The 17110-nt window shown below is 65.2% G+C and carries 13 protein-coding genes; 8 read left to right on the top strand and 5 right to left on the bottom strand.

The features are described from left to right. Positions 1-166: 166 nt before the first annotated feature. Both DAAJ005_RS13350 and DAAJ005_RS13345 read right to left on the bottom strand, forming a co-directional pair. Positions 167-913, bottom strand: coding sequence for a chlorite dismutase family protein (locus DAAJ005_RS13350; RefSeq protein ID WP_192930958.1), 747 nt, complete (start codon positions 911-913; stop codon positions 167-169). Between the two features lie 89 nt (positions 914-1002). Then, on the bottom strand, positions 1003-2022 hold the full coding sequence (locus DAAJ005_RS13345; RefSeq protein ID WP_151847539.1) for an aldo/keto reductase: 1020 nt from the start codon (positions 2020-2022) through the stop codon (positions 1003-1005). Between the two features lie 194 nt (positions 2023-2216). Here DAAJ005_RS13345 and DAAJ005_RS13340 point away from each other — a divergent pair, with 194 nt between their 5' ends. The 3 genes from DAAJ005_RS13340 to DAAJ005_RS13330 all read left to right on the top strand — a co-directional run bounded on the left by DAAJ005_RS13340 (position 2217) and on the right by DAAJ005_RS13330 (position 8300). Continuing rightward, the gene (locus DAAJ005_RS13340) at positions 2217-4571 is read left to right on the top strand and encodes an NPCBM/NEW2 domain-containing protein (RefSeq protein WP_192930762.1); all 2355 of its coding nucleotides are present in this window, start codon (positions 2217-2219) and stop codon (positions 4569-4571) included. Positions 4572-5123: 552 nt separating this feature from the next. Next, on the top strand, positions 5124-7520 hold the full coding sequence (locus DAAJ005_RS13335) for an NPCBM/NEW2 domain-containing protein (protein WP_151847537.1): 2397 nt from the start codon (positions 5124-5126) through the stop codon (positions 7518-7520). A 405-nt stretch (positions 7521-7925) separates the two neighbouring features. Further along, entirely contained in the window at positions 7926-8300 is a 375-nt protein-coding gene (locus tag DAAJ005_RS13330; protein WP_151847536.1) for a VOC family protein, read from the top strand. A gap of 17 nt (positions 8301-8317) precedes the next feature. Here the strand turns inward: DAAJ005_RS13330 and DAAJ005_RS13325 are convergent, their stop codons facing one another. Together DAAJ005_RS13325 and ndk are read right to left on the bottom strand one after the other, a co-directional pair. Next, positions 8318-9361 carry a GGDEF domain-containing protein gene (locus DAAJ005_RS13325; protein ID WP_226342427.1) on the bottom strand — a complete coding sequence of 348 codons (1044 nt, stop codon included), beginning with the start codon at positions 9359-9361 and terminating at the stop codon, positions 8318-8320. A gap of 357 nt (positions 9362-9718) precedes the next feature. Next, positions 9719-10135: a nucleoside-diphosphate kinase gene (gene ndk / locus DAAJ005_RS13320; protein WP_029479986.1), complete on the bottom strand. Its 417-nt coding sequence runs from the start codon at positions 10133-10135 to the stop codon at positions 9719-9721. A gap of 139 nt (positions 10136-10274) precedes the next feature. Here ndk and DAAJ005_RS13315 point away from each other — a divergent pair, with 139 nt between their 5' ends. From DAAJ005_RS13315 to DAAJ005_RS13300, 4 genes are all read left to right on the top strand, one after another. Then, on the top strand, positions 10275-12254 hold the full coding sequence (locus DAAJ005_RS13315; RefSeq protein WP_370519716.1) for an ABC transporter permease: 1980 nt from the start codon (positions 10275-10277) through the stop codon (positions 12252-12254). Continuing rightward, positions 12254-13168 (top strand): ABC transporter permease, encoded by a 915-nt coding sequence (locus DAAJ005_RS13310; protein ID WP_151847535.1) that lies wholly within the window; start codon positions 12254-12256, stop codon positions 13166-13168. The genes DAAJ005_RS13315 and DAAJ005_RS13310 overlap by 1 nt, the downstream gene beginning before the upstream one ends. Before the next feature lie 106 nt (positions 13169-13274). Then, the gene (locus DAAJ005_RS13305) at positions 13275-14429 is read left to right on the top strand and encodes a helix-turn-helix domain-containing protein (RefSeq protein WP_151847534.1); all 1155 of its coding nucleotides are present in this window, start codon (positions 13275-13277) and stop codon (positions 14427-14429) included. Positions 14430-14692: 263 nt separating this feature from the next. Continuing rightward, positions 14693-15808 carry an AI-2E family transporter gene (locus DAAJ005_RS13300; RefSeq protein WP_226342695.1) on the top strand — a complete coding sequence of 372 codons (1116 nt, stop codon included), beginning with the start codon at positions 14693-14695 and terminating at the stop codon, positions 15806-15808. A 66-nt stretch (positions 15809-15874) separates the two neighbouring features. Here DAAJ005_RS13300 and DAAJ005_RS13295 read toward each other — a convergent pair whose 3' ends face one another. Further along, entirely contained in the window at positions 15875-16372 is a 498-nt protein-coding gene (locus DAAJ005_RS13295) for a hypothetical protein (RefSeq protein WP_226342426.1), read from the bottom strand. A gap of 56 nt (positions 16373-16428) precedes the next feature. On the opposite strand from DAAJ005_RS13295, the gene DAAJ005_RS13290 reads away from it, so the two are divergent. Beyond that, complete coding sequence (locus DAAJ005_RS13290) at positions 16429-16746, top strand: hypothetical protein (protein ID WP_151847532.1); 318 nt, start codon at positions 16429-16431, stop codon at positions 16744-16746. Positions 16747-17110: the final 364 nt, after the last annotated feature.

Below are 17110 nucleotides of genomic sequence, written 5' to 3'. Positions count from 1 at the left end.
CGTTCCCAGCCCCTCTCGCCTTGCGTGGGAGGCTGGGAGGGGAGAGGAGTCAACGTTCTCCCCTCTCAGCCAGAACACAAAATCACTCTGCCTGTATTTGCAGTGAAAGCGAAGATGGGTGACTTGATCCCATTACCTGACAGATCCTGCTTTATTGGTGGTCCAATTACCCCAGATCGTCCAGCACCCCTGCCAGTTCCTTTTTCACACACGTAAACATCGGCGTGTCCTGCAAGGTGTATATGCTGGCCTCGGTGTAGCGCAGGCGGTGAACGAGGTCGACGAATTCCTGCGGGTAATCGCTGTCGAAGCTGACCACAAATTCCTGATCGTCGATGCCGTAGCTGTAAGAGGTGTTGATCCGCACGCCCTTGAACGGCACCGAGGCGTGAATATGCTCGTCCATCATGCCCTGGCGGCTGTGGGGCGTCAGGTCGTACCACGCCCGCGTTTTCACGAAGGGGTAGATAAACAGGAATTGCCCCTGCCCTGGCAGCACTTCCAGCCCGTGCCCACTGCCGTCCACGCGGTTGACATACTGGCTGCGCTTGTTCATGGATACGAAGTTGTACGGCTGCGTCAGGTAGCCCATCAATCGTGTGCGGTTCAGCCGGGCCTGCGCCTCCGTGAATTCGCGCACGTCGAAGGCGATGCGCCACAGCATGAAATCCACGTCGCCGCGCACGCCCACCAGCGAGTACGGGCGCAGGATCAGCCCCTTTCTGGCCGGGGCGTCGGCCACCCAGCCCTCGGCGGCAGCCAGGAACTCGGCCTTCAGCTCGTCGCGCTCGGCCTGCGGCAGGCGGCGAAAGGCCGGATCGAGTTTGAAGAAGGCGTAGTTCATGAACTGGCGGTTGCTGCGGTCCGACTCGCGTCCGGTGACCTGCCCGCTGGGGTCCATGTCCACCATCATCTTGGGGCGGCCCCCACCTGCGGGGCGTCCGGCGGGGGGCGTGGCTGGAGTCTGGGGCGTCTGATTATCCTCGCTCGCTGGTTTGTCGTTCACTGGGCCACCGCCTGTCCGCGCAAGTCATGTTCTAAACCAAAGTTGGCGCGGTAGAGGGTCTGAATGGCGTCGTATTCGTCCTGCCCCAGCGGTCTGGCACCGAAGGCGGCGACGTATTCCTTCAGCCCCTTGTTATCGTAGATGTTGGGCAGGATGCTCGCCATCATCGGGGAGTGCAGCGCGAACTGAATGGCAAGCTGGCCGATGGTGCGCCCATTGACGAACTGCTGCAAGTCCTCCACCTTCTTCAGGCCGTCTTCCATCCACGCCTTTTTCTTCGCGTTGGTGGTCATGCGCCAGTTGCGGTGATCGCCCGGCTCAAATTCGGTGTCCTTGGTCATGAAGCCTTCCAGCAGCCCGGAAGCGTGCGGCACGCGGGCCACGATGCTCACGCCCTCTGCCTCGGCCACCGGCAGAATCTGTTCGCCCAGCATCTGCTCCAGCAGGTTGTAGATGATCTGGGTGGGGGCGTGGCGGTCCCGCACGGTGGCGATGCCTTCCTCGATCTGCCGCTCGTTCAGGGCAGGCCCCAGCGCGGTGCCGTAGGCGCGGATCAGGCCCTCGGATTTCAGTTTGTCCAGTTCGGCCCACAGGTCGTCCAGCGCAATGGCGTCCACGCGCGGATTGTGAAGCTGATAAAAGTCGATGTAATCGGTGCCCAATCGCTTGAGGCTGCCTTCCAGCGCCTTGCGGAGGTAGGCGGGCGTCCAGTCGTGCGGGCGCTCCTGCTGCCCCGGACGGTCCGGGTTGTTGTAAATGTCGTAGCCGAACTTGGTGCCGATGACAATTTTTTCGCGCACGTCGCCCAGCGCCTCGCGCTGCATTTCCTCGGCGCGGCCAGAGGCGTAGGTGTCGGCATTGTCGAAGTAGGTCACGCCCAGGTCATACGCCTCGCGCAGCAGGCGCTTGCCCATCTGTTCATCCTTGACGCCCCACCACGTCGTGCCCACTGTCCATACGCCAAAGCCCACGGCGCTGACGGTCAGGTCTGTTCCTTTGAGTTCACGGTATTCCATAGGCTGCACTCTTCCACTGCTGCCGGGGCGGGATGACCCCGAACGAGCGGTCAGGCCAGGACAGGAAGGCAGCCAAGTCTCATGAACTCACTTGGGTCTTAAGCATTCCACATGTAAGAAAACTGTCATACTGCGCCATCCCGCCTACCTCTCTGGCCCAAAATCTGCGTATTGCCCAACTAATCTGGAGACCTATGACTGGAAAGTTCATTCCCCTTGCCCTCGGTTGCACCGCCCTGCTGCTGGCCGCCTGCTCCCAGACGCCCACGCCCATTCCCGCTCCCGCGCCTGAAGGCAACCTGCCCGCTGGCAGCCCCTACGCCGGGGGCAAGCAGTATCCCTGGACAGACCGCCTGGACGCTCCCGGTGCCGATGCCTACGCGAACGGGCGCAATTACGACTGGTCCTCGCCCGTCGCCGCATCCGGCGCGCAGGCGCAGGCGCTCAGCGGTGGCCAGAACTTCCTCTCAGACCTGGACTGGACCTCGGCCACCAGCGGCTGGGGAACCATTGAGCGGGACCGCAGCAACGGCGAGCAGGACATCGGGGACGGCGCTGGATTAAAGGTCGGCGGGCGCACCTTCGCCAAGGGCCTGGGTGTCCACGCCGCGTCCGAGATCAAATACGCGCTGGGCGGGCAGTGCAACACCTTCACCGCCTTCGTGGGCATCGATGAAGAGGTGGGCAAGCTGGGCAGCGCGCAGTTCAGGGTCTTCGGTGACGGCAAGATGCTGTTCGACAGCGGCGTTCGGCGAGGCGGGGACCTGAGCCTGCCGGTGGACGTGAGCGTGGCCGGAGTGAAAGAACTGCGACTGGTGGTCAGTGATGGCGGCGACAACAACTTCTACGATCACGCCGACTGGGGCGAGGCGGCGCTGAATTGCGTGGCCGCGCAGCCCACGGGCAACGTCGTGCTGTCTGAGCTGCCGTATGTCTCGGCCACCAACGGCTGGGGTCCGGTGGAGTTTGACCGCAGCAACGGCGAGCAGGCCCAGTTCGACGGCAAACCGCTGACCATCGGCGGGCAGGTTTTCACCAAGGGGCTGGGCGTCCATGCCTCGTCCACCCTTGCCGCCGGGCTGAACTATGACCTGGGCGGGGCCTGCACCACCTTCACCGCCAGCATCGGTATCGACGACGAGGTGGGGGACCGGGGCAGCGTGGTCTTTCAGGTCTACGGCGACGACAAAAAACTCTTCGACAGCGGCGTGGTGCGCGGCAGCGACGCGGCCCGGCAGATTTCGGTGGACGTGAAGAACGTCGGGGCGCTGCGGCTGGCCCTGACCGACGCGGGCGACACCATGAACTTCGATCACGCCGACTGGGCCGACGCGAAATTGAATTGTGTGAAGCCTGCGCAGGCCCAGTCGCCCGGCACCCTCGATCCTGGCTTCGGCAGTGGCGGACGTGTGGATGTGGGCGGTGTGGACGTGGTGGCCGAGGACGGCGGTGGGGTGGCCGTACTGGACGCGAATTTCAAGGTTACGCGGCTGTCCGCTTCTGGCGCGGTGCTGGCCCAGAGCGCGGCCATGACGGGCGGCGAGGCCAATGCCATCGCCCGTCAGCCCGACGGCAAACTTGTCGTGGCAGGCCAGATGGACGGTGAAATGGTGGCCGTGCGTTACCTGAGCAACCTGACGCTGGACCCCAGCTTCGGCACGGGCGGCGTGGTCAGGCTCACCCTCAGCCAGACTGGAGATTTCGGAGGCAGGACCGGTTCGGCCGCAAATGACGTGGTGATCCAGCTAGATGGCAAGATTGTGCTGGCTGGCTATGCCCAGCGTTACCAGCCGGGTTATGAGACGGCCACCCTGCGCCCCACCAGCTATGATCTGACCCTCGTTCGCTTGCAGGGCGACGGCCTAGCAGACGCTGGCTTCGGCGCACAGGGCCTTACCTTCACCGCCCTGAACCGCGACTGTCTGCTCACTCCAGCAGAGGGGGGAGCGGACGAGAGCCTGTATGCCCTGGCCCTTCAGGCAGATGGCAAGATCGTCGTGGTTGGCCAGTGTGATGTGGCGTCTTCGCAATACGCCGTGTTGGGCCGTTACCTTTCTAGCGGTCAGACCGACACGGGTTTTGGCATGCAGGGTCTGCTTGCACCCAGAGGGGCATATTCGACCTTCCGCACCGTCGCCCTGCTGCCTGGCGGTGAGATTGTGGCTGGCGGCGGCATAGAACGGTTTTTCACTCAGGCCCTGATCCAGCGTTTCAAAGCAGACGGGACGCGTGGGCCAAGTGCCGAGTTCCAGTTCAGAGTGACCGAAAATCCACTGGCTGATCAGAACAGCGTGACCAGTCTGGCCATCCAGACGGACGGCAGCATGATCGTGGGCGGCTCTTCTTCCAGTGGAACCTATGTCGCCCGCTTCACTCCGGCCCTGACGCGAGACACCACATTCGGCGGCTCTCCGGGTGGCAGTGTGTCCATTAGTAGCGGCTTAGTCGTCTCGCTGATCAACACCGCTGACAATAAGATCGTCGCCACCACGGCCAGCAGAACCACAGATGGTGAGCAGGGCCAGGGAACCTACCGCCTGTTCCGTTAGTCGCTTCGGCATATATCCGCCTGATTTGAAACCACAACATCACACCGTCTGGGAACATGCCCAGACGGGTTTCTGCTGCTATTGATGGCTTACAGGCGTGATCAGGTTCACTGCGATCTGGTCTTTTGCGGGACGCAGAATCTAGAGTGGTCCCGTCCGTCTGACCGCTCCTGAACTGTGCCCTGCGCGACGTGGCCTTTCATGTTCTGTTATTGACTGCCCAGAGGAAAGCCCACGGTCAGGACCCTGTGGTCTGATCAGGGGTGCTGTAAGAGCCGCAAACGCCCAATCGGCGGGGTGGCATCCCCCTGATGAGGTGCATGGAAGCCGGGACCGTTCTTCTACCATCCGGTTGGGCTGGGGCGGTGGAATGCGGGCCGCCTTTGCGCCCCTACCTCATCCTCCTTAAGTCTGTATTCAGTCCATTGCCCTGGATGTACCCTTTTTTCTAGACACTCTTATGGGAACGCTTTTCTACGGGAACACTCTCAGACCCATCTGCAGGACGCTTTCCTTTCGTTGACCTGTTCCCTGCTCTGGCTGGAGGCTTTCATGAAGACATCCCTCGCCCCATTGTTTTTTGTCTGTGGCACCCTGCTGCTGGCGTCCTGTTCGGGCAAGCAGCCGCCCCTGCCCCCATTGCCTGATCCCGCTCCCCCGGAAGACACCACGTCCGCCGACAACCCCTACGCTGGGGGTAAGCAGTATCCCTGGACAGATCGGCTGGAGCTGGCGGTGGACGATCCCTACGCGGCAGGGCGCAGCTATCCGTGGTTCTCGCCCACGGCGGCGTCCAGCCTGAAGCCGCAGGGGCCAGCGGACGGCCAGAACTTCCTGTCCGGGGTGCAGTGGACCTCGGCCACAAATACCTGGGGACCCGTGGAGCTGGACCACAGCAACGGCGAGCAGAACGCCGATGACGGCAGCGCCCTCAGCGTGGGGGGCAGCACCTTCGCCAAAGGTCTGGGGGTCCACGCGGCGTCCGAGATTCATTACGCGCTGGGTGGGCAGTGCAACACTTTCACGGCCCATGTGGGTGTGGATGACGAGGTCGGCGCGCGGGGCAGCGTGCAGTTCAGGGCCTTTGGTGACGGCAGGATGCTGTTTAACAGTGGCGTCCGGCGCGGCGGGGACCCGGCCCTGCCCGTGAACCTGAGCGTGGCGGGCATCCGGGAACTGCGGCTGATGACGGGCGACGGCGGCGACGGGATCGAATACGATCACGCCGACTGGGGAGACGCCGCCCTGAGCTGCGAGGTGGCCCTGCCCGGCAAGGACGTCTGGCTGAGCGATCTGGCGTATGTCTCGGCGCAGAGTGGCTGGGGTCCAGTGGAGTTTGACCGCAGCAACGGTGAGCAGGGCCTGCGCGACGGCGGGGCACTGACCATTGCTGGCCGCACCTTTGACCGGGGCATGGGTGTTCACGCGCCCTCGACCCTGGATTACGATCTGGGGCGCACCTGCACGGCTTTCAGCGCGCAACTCGGTCTGGACGAGGAGGTAGGGGGGCGGGGCAGCGTGGGTTTTGAGGTCTATGGTGACGGTCAGAAGCTGTATGACAGCGGCCCCCTACGCGGCGGTGACCCGGCCCGGCAGGCGGTGGTGGACCTGCGCGGCGTGCAGACCCTGCGCCTGAGCGTCACGGACGGCGGCGACGGGCTGGCCCACGACCACGCCGACTGGGCCGACGCCCGGCTGCAGTGCGGAACGGCGGTGACCGGTCAGCCGGGCACCCGCGATCCCGGCTTCGGGGAGGCGGGCCGCTCCAGCGTGGGCGGTGTGGCCACCGTGACCGAGAACGGCGGCACGCTGGTGGTGCTGGGGGGGCGTTTTGGCCTGACCCGGCTGTCGCCCTCCGGTGTGGTGCTGGCACGCGGCGCGGCCACCCCAAACGGCGCAGCAACCCTGAACGGCGCGGCCAGCGCCCTGGCCCTCCAGCCGGACGGTGCGCTCATCGCCGTGGGCTACGCGGACGGCCAGATGGTGGCCCTGCGCTACCGCCCCGATCTGACACTGGACCCCAGCTTCGGCTTGGGCGGGGTGGTCCGGCTGCGGCTGGGGGTGGCGGCCAGCCAGTACGACAGCGATCCGGTGCGCTCGGCAGCCACCGCCGTGACCGTCGCCCCGGACGGCCAGATCGTGCTGGCGGGGTACGCTTCGCGGCCCTTCTCGCCCGCGCCTGGCGTCACGCTCTCGGACGACGATTTTGCGCTGGTGCGCCTGGGCAGCGATGGCAGGCCGGACCTTACCTTTGGCAGGAGCGGTGTCGTGACCACCCCACTCAACGCGCTGCTGGCGGGCGGTGACGCCTCCACCGACAAGCTGTACGGCGTGGCCCTGCAACCAGACGGCAGGATCGTGGTGGCCGGTGAGGCCCAGTACGACGCCAACAATTACAGCTCCGTGGTGGCGCGTTATCTGGGGACGGGCGAGCTGGACCCGTCCTTCTCGGGTGACGGAATTGCGCTGGGCGGTCTGGGAGAGCGCAGCACCTTCCATGCCGTGGCTGTGGAAAAGGGCGGTGCGATTTTGCTGGGCGGCGGCACCGGGCGCTTTTTCACCAGCGCCCTGCTCCAGCGCTTCAGCCCGGCGGGAGAGGCTGGGGAAGGCGTGAGGTTCCAGTTCAGGATGCCGGAAAACGCGCAACTGTTCCAGACCGTCGTGACTGCCCTGCTGCCCCAGTCGGATGGCCGCGTCGTTCTCGGCGGCTATGCGGGCGACACCACGTTCGTTTCACGTTTTGGCGCAGACCTGACGCAGGACCTGACCTTCGGGGCCGCGCCAGCGAATACTGTGCTGGGGAACACCGCGCAGGGGGGCAACGTGCCCGTCGGGTCCGGCTCATTGATCGCCTTGACCCAGGATGCCGAACGCCGGATCATCGCCACGACGGCGCAGTTCACGGCTACAGGCATAGAGGGTGACGGCACCGTCCGCCTGTTTCCATGACGTCTGCACATTCCCTGGTCCGGGCGGCCATTGTTCAGAGGGGGCCACCCGGATTTATGCAACTCCGCCAGATATCCGCTTGATAAAAAGTGCGTCCAGGAGAGCTTTTCTGGCTTTCAACGCATGAACTTGACAGTATCTGCATTGCACGCTATATTTTTCCTATCACCGTCCGAGAGGGCGGGTTTTTCATTTCAACTTCTCGCGTGGGCTGGGTGGCTAGACTTGATCCTCTATCCTCGAACCCTGATACGGACTCCGATTGAAAGGTGTTGAAAACGCCTGGAAATCCGAGCAGAGCGAGAAGGAGAAAAATGAATTCCGGGCGTGGAGTGTAGAGACCTACGCTGTCCCGATTTCTACACGAAACAGACGGAATCCATATGACTGCTCTAGGCTGTAGGTATGCTCAAACACGTCTCGTTTCTCACTGCCGATCTGGACGCTGTGCTGGCCTTTTATGTGCGTCTGGGCGGCGTGACCGAGAAGAACCTGACCACCCCGGAAGGTTATCTGCGCGGTGTGGTTCGCCTGGGCGGGCAGCAGGGAGGCCGCCTCCAGTTCTTCCAGATTCTGGGCGAGTCGCCGCACCCGCACGCGCACTGGGCCGAACACATTGCGCTGCATGTTACGGGCCTGCGCGCCCTGTTGCCGCAGCTCCGGGCGGCGGGCGTGACGGTCAGCCGGGACCTGACCCCCAGCCCCGGCGGGCGCGACATGGCCTTCGTGCTGGACCCGGACGGGCGGCAGGTGGAACTGCTGGAGGCCGGGCCGGGCTGAACTGGTCTGGTCTGGTTTCAGCGCACCGCGTTGCGGCCCGCGTTCTTGGCGTCGTACATGGCCTGATCGGCGCGTCCGAACAGTTGGTCGGTGGTGTCCTTGACGCCCCGGTAGGAGGCCACTCCGAAACTGGCGGTGATGTTCAGGTCTGCCAGCGGCTGATCGCAGATTTCCCGGCGCAGCCGCTCGGCGACCACCAGCGCGTCGGGCTTGGCCAGACCGGGCAGCAGCACGATGAATTCCTCGCCGCCCCAGCGGCCCACCATGCCGCCGCCGCCGCCCACCGCGCGCCGCAGCCGCTTGGCCACTGCTCGCAGCACATCGTCGCCTGTGGCGTGGCCGTACTGATCGTTGACGCTCTTGAAGTGGTCGATATCGGTCACGATCACGCTCATGGGCGTGTTGTTCTTCTGGGAGTAGCCCATCGCCCGCTCCAGTTCTTCCTCGATTGCGCCGCGCCCGTAGACCGTGGTCAGGGCGTCCTGCCGGGCGGCGCGCAGCTTGCCCTGATCTTCCTCGTGGGTCAGCAGGTTGCCCTCGATAAAGGTCATGATCAGGTACGAGACGTAGGCGGTGATCGCCAGGGTCAGGCAGACCGTCAGCCAGTCGGCCAGTTGCGCCCCCGTGAACGGACCCCGCAGCATCAGCGAGACCAGGATGGTCAGCAGGGTCAGCACGTTGGCCCCCAGGCCCCAGCGCGATCCCAGCAGCAGAAAGGAGATCATCACGTTGGCGCTCTGCCACAAGAACAGTTGCATGACGCTCAGATCAGCCGACAGCAGGCGCGGAATCTCCAGCGTCAGCGACAGCAGGCAGCCCACGTAGGCCACCAGATACACCGTGCGGATCCATAGCGGCCACAGGTAGACCGCCAGACAGGTGAGGCCCGTCAATAGCGCAAAACCGTACTTCGGCGTCTGGAAAGCTTCTGGGAAAGAAGCGGGTGGATTGACCAGCGCCCCCAGCAGCACGAACACGACATAGGTCAGGCTGGCGGCGTACACCACGTATTGCTGGCTTTTAAGAAGACGTTGTTGAAGTGTGCTTTCGCGGCTGACCATGACTTCACAGGAGTTTAAAGCGTGAAGCATGACAGGAAGGTTTCAGAGCGGCCTGCGGCCCTGGCCCCGGCTCTCCCCGCCCTTCCCGTTCTCTCCACAGCCCCCGGATATGGTCCGCCGGAAATGCCGGAAAATGCATAGACAGCGGTGCTAAGAGGGGACAAGGGGGCCATCTGTCGCCTCATCGCCACCAACTGCTTTCGCCTGCCTTTCCCTGGAATCTTAATGTGGCCTGCTGCTCGAAATGCCCCCTGCTCGCCTGATGAACCCGCTCTCCCGGCAGCTAATCTGGATCATCTCAATAGCAGGAGCCGCCGGAATGCTGTCTTCCCGGCGGCTCCTGTTATTGCGGCCTGCTCAGCTCAGCAGTTCGCCGTCCGCGAAGAACAGGCCCAGTTCGCGCGCAGCACTTTCACTGCTGTCGCTGCCGTGGGTCACGTTCTCGCCAGTGGTGGTGGCGAAGTCGGCGCGGATGGTGCCGGGGGCGGCGTTGGCCGGGTTGGTGGCCCCCATCATGGCCCGCCAGCCCGCGATGGCCTCGTTGCCCTCCAGCGCGATGGCCACCACGGGGCCGCCCGTGATGAAGTCCACCAGTTCACCGAAGAAGGGACGCTCCTTATGTTCGCCGTAATGGTTCTCGGCGGTCTGGCGCGAGATGGTCATCTGCTTGAGGCCCACCACGCGGTAGCCCTTGCGGGCGATGCGGGCGAGGATTTCGGGGGTCAGGCCACGGCGCACGCCGTCGGGTTTGATCATTGCAAAAGTTCGTTCCATAGCGTCAGCGAGAATAGCAAAACGGGGACGGTCCGCCGCGCCCCGGGTTTTCGCGGCGCGGGCAGGCACGGGGCACGCACGCCGCCAGCCCCGCGCGGGACTGCCCACAACCCTGTTTTTGCCCCGTACAATGGGCCGCGTGACCCACAACACCCACTCTCGTCCATCCGGGGACGCGGCTCGCGTCGCGCTGATCGCCTGCGCGGTGGCCGCCGCCGGTATGCTGCTGTTTCCACTGGCCGCGCTGGGCCGGGGCTTCAGCGCCGACGCCGTGCTGCTGCACCTGAGCGGCAGCGTCCTGAATCTCGCCAGCAACCAGCAGGCCCCGCAGGCCGCGCCCGGCAGCGCCCTGATCCTGGGCTGGGCCACGCTGGCCCTGACCCTCGCCACCCTGATCGGGGCTGTGCGCCGCGCGGGCTGGTTCTGGATCACCGGCCTGCTGGTCACCGTGCTGGCGGTGGCGGCGGTGCTGGTGCTGGACAGCGGGTTGGCCGCCCAGATCGAGCGGGTGGCCGCCGACAGCACTCTGCGCGCCGGGGCCAAGCGGCAACTCCGCAACTTCTACGACGGCGGCGGCATGAACCTGGGCCTGTTTCTGCCCATGCTGGCCGGGCTGATCGCGGCGGGCGCGGGCCTGAGCGCGCGGCCCTGGGTGCTGGACCGTTTCAACCGCATGCGTGGACTGCTGGTGCCGGTCTCGGCCATCACGCTGGCGGTGCTGGTGGGCGCGGTGGTGGTGCTGGTGGTCCAGCCCATCGTCAATCCCTCGGGCCGCGAATTGACGCTGTGGCAGGGCTGGCTGGCCAAGAGCGACGTGGTGTATTTCGTGTATTCCACGCTGTTCGCACCGGTTACCCGCCTGTCGCCGCTGCTGTCGAGCCTCAAGCTGGCCACCCCCCTGATCTTCACTGGCCTGAGCGTGGCCTTCGCCTTCCGCACCGGGCTGTTCAACATCGGTGCGCCGGGGCAACTGACCATGGGGGCCATCGGCGCGATGCTGATGGGCGTGTACGGTCCCCCCAGCCTGGGCTGGGCGCTGCTGCCCCTGTCGGTGCTGGCGGCGGCGGCGGGCGGGGCGCTGTGGGGCGCGATTCCGGGTCTGCTGAAAGCCAGATTCGGCTCCAGCGAGGTCATCAACACCATCATGCTCAATTACGTGGCCTCGGCGGTGTTCATCTTCATGATCGGCAGTGACTCATTTCCCTTTCTGGGCAAAACATATCCCCTGCCCTTCAAGGCTCCCGGCTTCGAGGCCAAGAGCCAGGAATTGCAGCAGGCGGCCCAGCTTCCCACCCTGCTGGACGTGTTCAATGTCGGCCCGGCGGGCGGCGGCTATGTTCTGAGCATCGGCATCGTGGTGGCGGTCGTCGCCCTGCTGGTCGCGCGGCCCCTGCTGAAAGCCGTTAAAAACGGCGGGCTGATCGCCGTCGTGATTGCGCTGGCGGCGGGCGCACTGACATGGCGCATCGGGATTCCGGCGAACATCAACGGCAGCCAGCTCAACGCGTCCTTTCTGATCGCGCTGGCCTGCGTGGCATTGTTCGGCACGCTGATGTGGCGCACGGCCACTGGCTACGCGCTGCGGGCCGTGGGCCTGTCGCCGCGCGCGGCGGAATACGGCGGCATCAGCGTGGCGCGCGGGACCATCCTGGCCATGACGCTGGCGGGGATGTTCGCCGGGCTGGCGGGCACGCATTACGTCAACGGCGGCGCGCTGGACGAGTACCGCCTGAAGGGCAACATGCCGGTCAACGTGGGCTTCGACGGCATCGCCGTGGCCCTGATGGGCCAGAACACCCCCACCGGGGTGGTGCTGGCCAGTCTGCTGTTCGGCACGGTGGACACGGGGGGCGTGGACGTGGACCAGCAACTGGACGGCGTGAACAAGGACATCGTGACCGTATTGAAGGCGTTGATCGTGCTGTTCATCGCGGCGGGGGGCTTCCTGAGCCGCCGTCTGGTGGACCCGCCGCCGCCGCAACTGGTGGCGGCCACGGATAGAACCGGGACCGACGACGGTGGCAAACTCTCGCCCGGCGTGGCCGCGCAACAGGCCAGCACCCCCAGTCCCAACGTCGGCCAGAGCAGTGAAGAGAACACCCGCGAAGGGGGCAAATAATGGACGGGCTGTTCGCACAATTGATCACGGCGGCATTTCTCGCCACCTTTATCCGCAGTCTGGTTCCGCTGCTGCTCACTGCCCTGGGTGGGCTGTTCAGCGAGCGCAGCGGCGTGGTCAATATCGCGCTGGACGGGCTGATCATCTTTGGGGCGCTGGGTGGAGCGGTGCTGACCAAGGTGCTGGAACCTGTGCTGGGGACCGCCGCACCGTGGGCAGGCTGGCTGGGTGGGGCGCTGGTGGGCGGGCTGATTGCCTGGATTCACGCGGTCATCAGCATCAAGTACCGCGCCGATCAGGTGATCAGTGGCACGGCCATCAACCTGCTGGCGACGGGTGTGCCTGCCGTGATCCTGACCGCGATGTACGGCAGCTCCACCGAAAGCCCCAAGGTCGCCAACGCGCTGCCGCTGTGGGGCGTCGGTGAACTGCGTTTCTCCCCGCCCGTGTACTTCGCGTTCCTGGCGGTGGCGGTGACGTGGTACGTGCTGTACCGCACGCCGTTTGGCCTGCGCCTGCGCGCCACCGGGGAACAGCCGGGGGCGGCGGCCAGCATGGGTATCAACGTCAAGCGGATGCGCTATACCGCCGTGATCCTGTCCGGCGTGCTGGCCGGGACGGCAGGCGTGTTCCTGAGCATCGGCAACCTGGATTCCTATGTCCGCAACATCAGCGCGGGGGGCGGCTTTATCGCGCTGGCCGCCTTGATCTTTGGGCAGTGGAAACCGCTGGGGGTGCTGGGGGCCACCATGCTGTTCGGCTTCCTTCAGGCGCTGTCCATCGCGCTGGGGGGCGGGGACCTGCTGCCGCCCACGCTGGTGCAGGCGCTGCCGTACCTGATCACCATCCTGGCCCTGATCTTCACCGGACGCAGCCGCGCGCCCAAGGCGCTGGGCAAACCCTATGAGGGATGAGCGGGAACTGCAGCCTTTCCTTCAGTTTGGATTTTCAGATTGAACACTGCGAGTTTGGAGACCGTGAGTTTGAGGATGGTGAGTTGGAGACTGTGAGCTGGCAACCATGACCAGGCCCCTGCGCCCAGAAAGCACCCTGAGAGGGGACGCTGCGCCCACCGAACCTACAGTTGCCAATACTGCGCCGTGCTTCGGCCCGGTCCTGCGGGAGGCGCGGGAGGCGCGCGGGCTGACCCTGCGTGAGCTGGCGCAGACCACCGCCATCCGCCGCGATTACCTGCAAGCGCTGGAGGAGATTCAGCTTGGCAGTCTGCCCGAGGCCACCTTTGCCCGCGCCTATCTGCGAACCTACGCCCGCGAGTTGGGGCTGGACCCCGCGCCGCTGCTGGCCGATTTTGACCGATTGATCCGCCCCATTCCCCCGAAACCCCCGTCCCCGAAACCCGCGCAGCCGCAGAGGGAGGTTGCCGTGCCCGGTGGGCCGCCCTCACCTGGGGCCAGTGAGCCGACGCTGGGGCCGGTTCGAATTGCCCTGATTGCGGTGCTGCTGGTGCTGCTGCTGGCCGTCGGTACTCTGCTGCTGAGCCGTCCGATCCCGGCAGCCGCCGTCCCCCCGCCGCCCGTTCTGGTGGTTCCGGCTCTCCCCACGCCTGCGCCTGTTCCGCCTCCAACGCCGCCCCCTGTCCCGCCCATTCCTCCGCAGGGTACCGTGCGCCTGAGTGTCAAGAGCGTGCCGGACGGCGTGGCTGTTTACCTCGATAACCGCAATCTGGGCCAGACGCCAGTGCTGTCGTTCCCCGTGGACGCCCGCATCAGGGCCGAACTGCGCGTGGAAGCGGCAGGCCGGACACCTCTGAAACAGACCATCGATCTGAGACAGAGTCGCAATCTGCGCGCCACGTTGCCCGCCAGTGTCACGCCGCCCGGTATCCGGCAGCCCAGCGTCCTGACCGACCTGAACACTGGAGTCAGAACGCTGACGCCGCTGCCTCCACTGCCCGCTGCTCCGACCACTTCCGCCTCTACTCCTGCTGCCGCTGGCACTGTCGCCCTCCGCTTCGTGGGCCAGTCGTGGGCGCGCGTGACCGACAGGGGGGGAAAGGTGTTGTTCGAGGGCATTCCAGCAGTGGACAGTGTTCAGCAGTACCCGCCGGGGGTGAGCGTCCGCGCCGGGAACGCGGGGTCAGTGCGGGTACAGGTGGGCGATACTCCCGAACAGGCGCTGGGTGAGGCCGGGCAGGTGCTGACCCGGCAGTTTTAGAGTGGGCTGATGTGGACTGCTGTGTGAGTCATGCCGGGGTGCTGGGTGGCGTACAGTGAATGACAGTGAATCCCAACAATCCTCCCCCTGAATCTTCCGGTTCCGGTCCGTCCAATTCCGGGCAGGCTGCGCCCACTCCTGGATCATCTACCACGGGGCCATCAGTGCTGATCTCGCCCATCGTGGGTCAGGACGCAGCCCCGCCTGCCGAAGCGCCACCTGCTCTGGTGTCCTCCGGCAGCGGTGGGCCGATCAATCCACCGCTGCATGCGTCGCCGCCCAACGCCTTCCAATACCTGTGGCGCAATCCCTGGGTGCGGGCCGTGGCGTTCGCCGTGGTCGCCTATCTGATCTATCTGCTGGCCGGGCAGGTCCATACCGTGATCGTGGATTTCCTGGTGGCGTTTTTAATCGCCTATCTGGCCAATCCGCTCCTGAACTGGCTGCAACGCGGGCGGGTGGCACGGGGGCTGGGCGTGTTCTTTGTGGTGCTGCTGTTCTTCGGACTGTTCGCGCTGGTGGGGCTGCTGCTGGTCACGGTGTCGGGGCAACTGGTCATGCTGGTGCAAAAGCTGCCCGACCAGATCGGCACACTGGGCACCATTCTGGACCGTCTGGCGGGCTGGCTCACGGACCGGGGCGTGGGCGGCCTGACCAACGCCCGCGAGCAGATCATCACGGCGGCGCAGAGCTATGTTCAGAATCTGGGCGACAACGTGGTGCCGCTCCTGAAAAATGCGCTGAACTCCACTGGAACGCTGTTCAGCAGCCTGATTCAGGTGGGCGGCGTGGTGGGTCAGGTCGTATTGATCCTGCTGCTCAGCATTTATCTGATGGCCGATTACAGCCGAGTCAACGCCACGCTGCTGGCGATCTTTCCGCGCCCCTGGCAGCCGCGCGCCCTGGAATTCAGCGGCCTGATCGGCACGGCGGTGGGCGGTTACGTGCGGGGGCAACTGCTGATCGCGCTGTTCATCGGCGTGTTCGTGTGGCTGGGCCTGACCCTGATCGGTGTGCCCAGCGCCGCCGCCATCGGCTTTATCGCCGGGGCCTTCAACATCGTGCCGTATCTGGGGCCGATCATCGGGGCCACGCCCGCCCTGCTGTTGGGGCTGACCATGCCCAACGTCCTGTTCACCGAGATTGCCGTGGTCGCCGTGTTCGTGATCGCCAACCAGATCGAGGGCAATTTCCTCAGCCCCTACATCCTGAGCCGCACCACCGACCTGCACCCGGTCACGGTGCTGGTCGCCATTCTGATCGGCGTCTCCTTGCTGGGTTTCGTGGGTGCGCTGCTGGCCGTGCCGCTGGTGGCCCTGGGTAAACTGACCTTGCAGAAGTATTACTATCCCAGCCGCATTTACACCGAAGGACCGTAGCGGGAGGGCGAACAAGAGGGGGAGCGAGGCCGGACAGCCCGCTCCCTCTTTCCGTGCAGACCCCGCTCAGCGCGCCGCGAACGCCTTCAGGAGTGCAGGGTCGTTCTGGGTCACGTAGGCGCGGGTCAGAACGTTCATGCTGTCCTGGCCCGTGGCCACGATCAGCACGTCTTCCAGCCGGGTGCCCTTCGCGGGACGCCAGCCCTGGCCCTGCGGAGTCTGCACCTGCGCCGCGCCCTCGCCTGCCAGCGACTGGGCCGTGAACTGCGCGCCGCTCAGGTTCAGGAACCAGGACAGGGGCCGGGCGTTGCTGTCGTACTGCAACACGATCTTCTGGACGGGCAGGGGCGGTTTCGTGGTCCAGGTGGTGCGGCGCAGGCCCGGAATACGTTCCTTCAGGTCTGCCTGCGCGTCGTAGGAGCCGGTGGCGGTGAACAGCACCTTCGAGACCAGATCCTCGCTGCCGCCTGTCTGTGCGGCTTTGCGGCAGCCCGTCAGCGAACACAGTGCAAATGAACACAGCGCCAGCGCGGCCAGCAGAGGGGGGGCAGGCTTGAGATTCATCATCACAGACCATACGCCCACAATGGCCGGGCCGTGCAGGCGAATATCCTGACCGGGTGAGCCTGTATCACCCCGCCCTGCTGCTGACCGGCGTGTTATTGACCGCGCTCAGCCTACTGGGCCTGTCCCTGCAACTGGACTGGCGCAGGGGTGCATCACGCCGCCCACATCATCTGCTGTTCTTCGCCGTCTGCGCGGGTGTGGTGATTTGTCTGGCGCTGGCCCTCGCAGCGGGGCAGCGGTGGTGGGGGCTGCTGCCCGCGCTGGCGCTGCTGATGCTGATGCCGCGCACCCGTCCTGGCCGTGCGGGACACTGGCGGCTGGCGCTGGCCTGCGCACTTGCTTACGGGCTGGGGGCATGGGGAGCATGGTGAAAGCAACTTCTTTGGGAAAGGATCGGACCCATCCTCAGCCTCGGGAGAGGTGATGGGGATGGGTCCGGTTTCGGCGTATTTGCATTCCAGTTCAAACCAGGTTCCAGCTCAGTCTGCCACTTCTACCAGACCGTCTGGTGCGCTGCGCTTGAACACGGCGCGGGTTCTCGGCCTCTGGTGGACATGGAGTCGGTCAGCCGGATGCGCCGGGTATGGGCGTCACGCTGGCGCAGGTGCTGGGGGTCTACACTCGTGGCAGGATCACGTCCGTCAGGCCGACTTCACCCGCCTGGGCGCGGACCCCCTCACCACCGAACTCTTCCTGTTGCCGGACATCCCGGTGCCCGGCGCAACAATTGTCGCC

The organism is Deinococcus sp. AJ005 (assembly GCF_009017495.1).
Classification (GTDB): Bacteria; Deinococcota; Deinococci; order Deinococcales; family Deinococcaceae; genus Deinococcus.
The sequence above is the reverse complement of the archived record's forward strand: the minus strand, read 5'-3'. Positions and strand labels throughout refer to the sequence as shown.

Coding starts and splice junctions, on each gene's coding strand:
- DAAJ005_RS13310 (WP_151847535.1), top strand. CDS start 12,254: ATGGACGGGCTGTTCGCACAATTGATCACGGCGGCATTTCTCGCCACC.
- DAAJ005_RS13295 (WP_226342426.1), bottom strand. CDS start 16,372: ATGAATCTCAAGCCTGCCCCCCCTCTGCTGGCCGCGCTGGCGCTGTGT.
- DAAJ005_RS13335 (WP_151847537.1), top strand. CDS start 5,124: ATGAAGACATCCCTCGCCCCATTGTTTTTTGTCTGTGGCACCCTGCTG.
- DAAJ005_RS13345 (WP_151847539.1), bottom strand. CDS start 2,022: ATGGAATACCGTGAACTCAAAGGAACAGACCTGACCGTCAGCGCCGTG.
- DAAJ005_RS13330 (WP_151847536.1), top strand. CDS start 7,926: ATGCTCAAACACGTCTCGTTTCTCACTGCCGATCTGGACGCTGTGCTG.
- ndk (WP_029479986.1), bottom strand. CDS start 10,135: ATGGAACGAACTTTTGCAATGATCAAACCCGACGGCGTGCGCCGTGGC.
- DAAJ005_RS13305 (WP_151847534.1), top strand. CDS start 13,275: ATGACCAGGCCCCTGCGCCCAGAAAGCACCCTGAGAGGGGACGCTGCG.
- DAAJ005_RS13325 (WP_226342427.1), bottom strand. CDS start 9,361: ATGGTCAGCCGCGAAAGCACACTTCAACAACGTCTTCTTAAAAGCCAG.
- DAAJ005_RS13350 (WP_192930958.1), bottom strand. CDS start 913: ATGATGGTGGACATGGACCCCAGCGGGCAGGTCACCGGACGCGAGTCG.
- DAAJ005_RS13340 (WP_192930762.1), top strand. CDS start 2,217: ATGACTGGAAAGTTCATTCCCCTTGCCCTCGGTTGCACCGCCCTGCTG.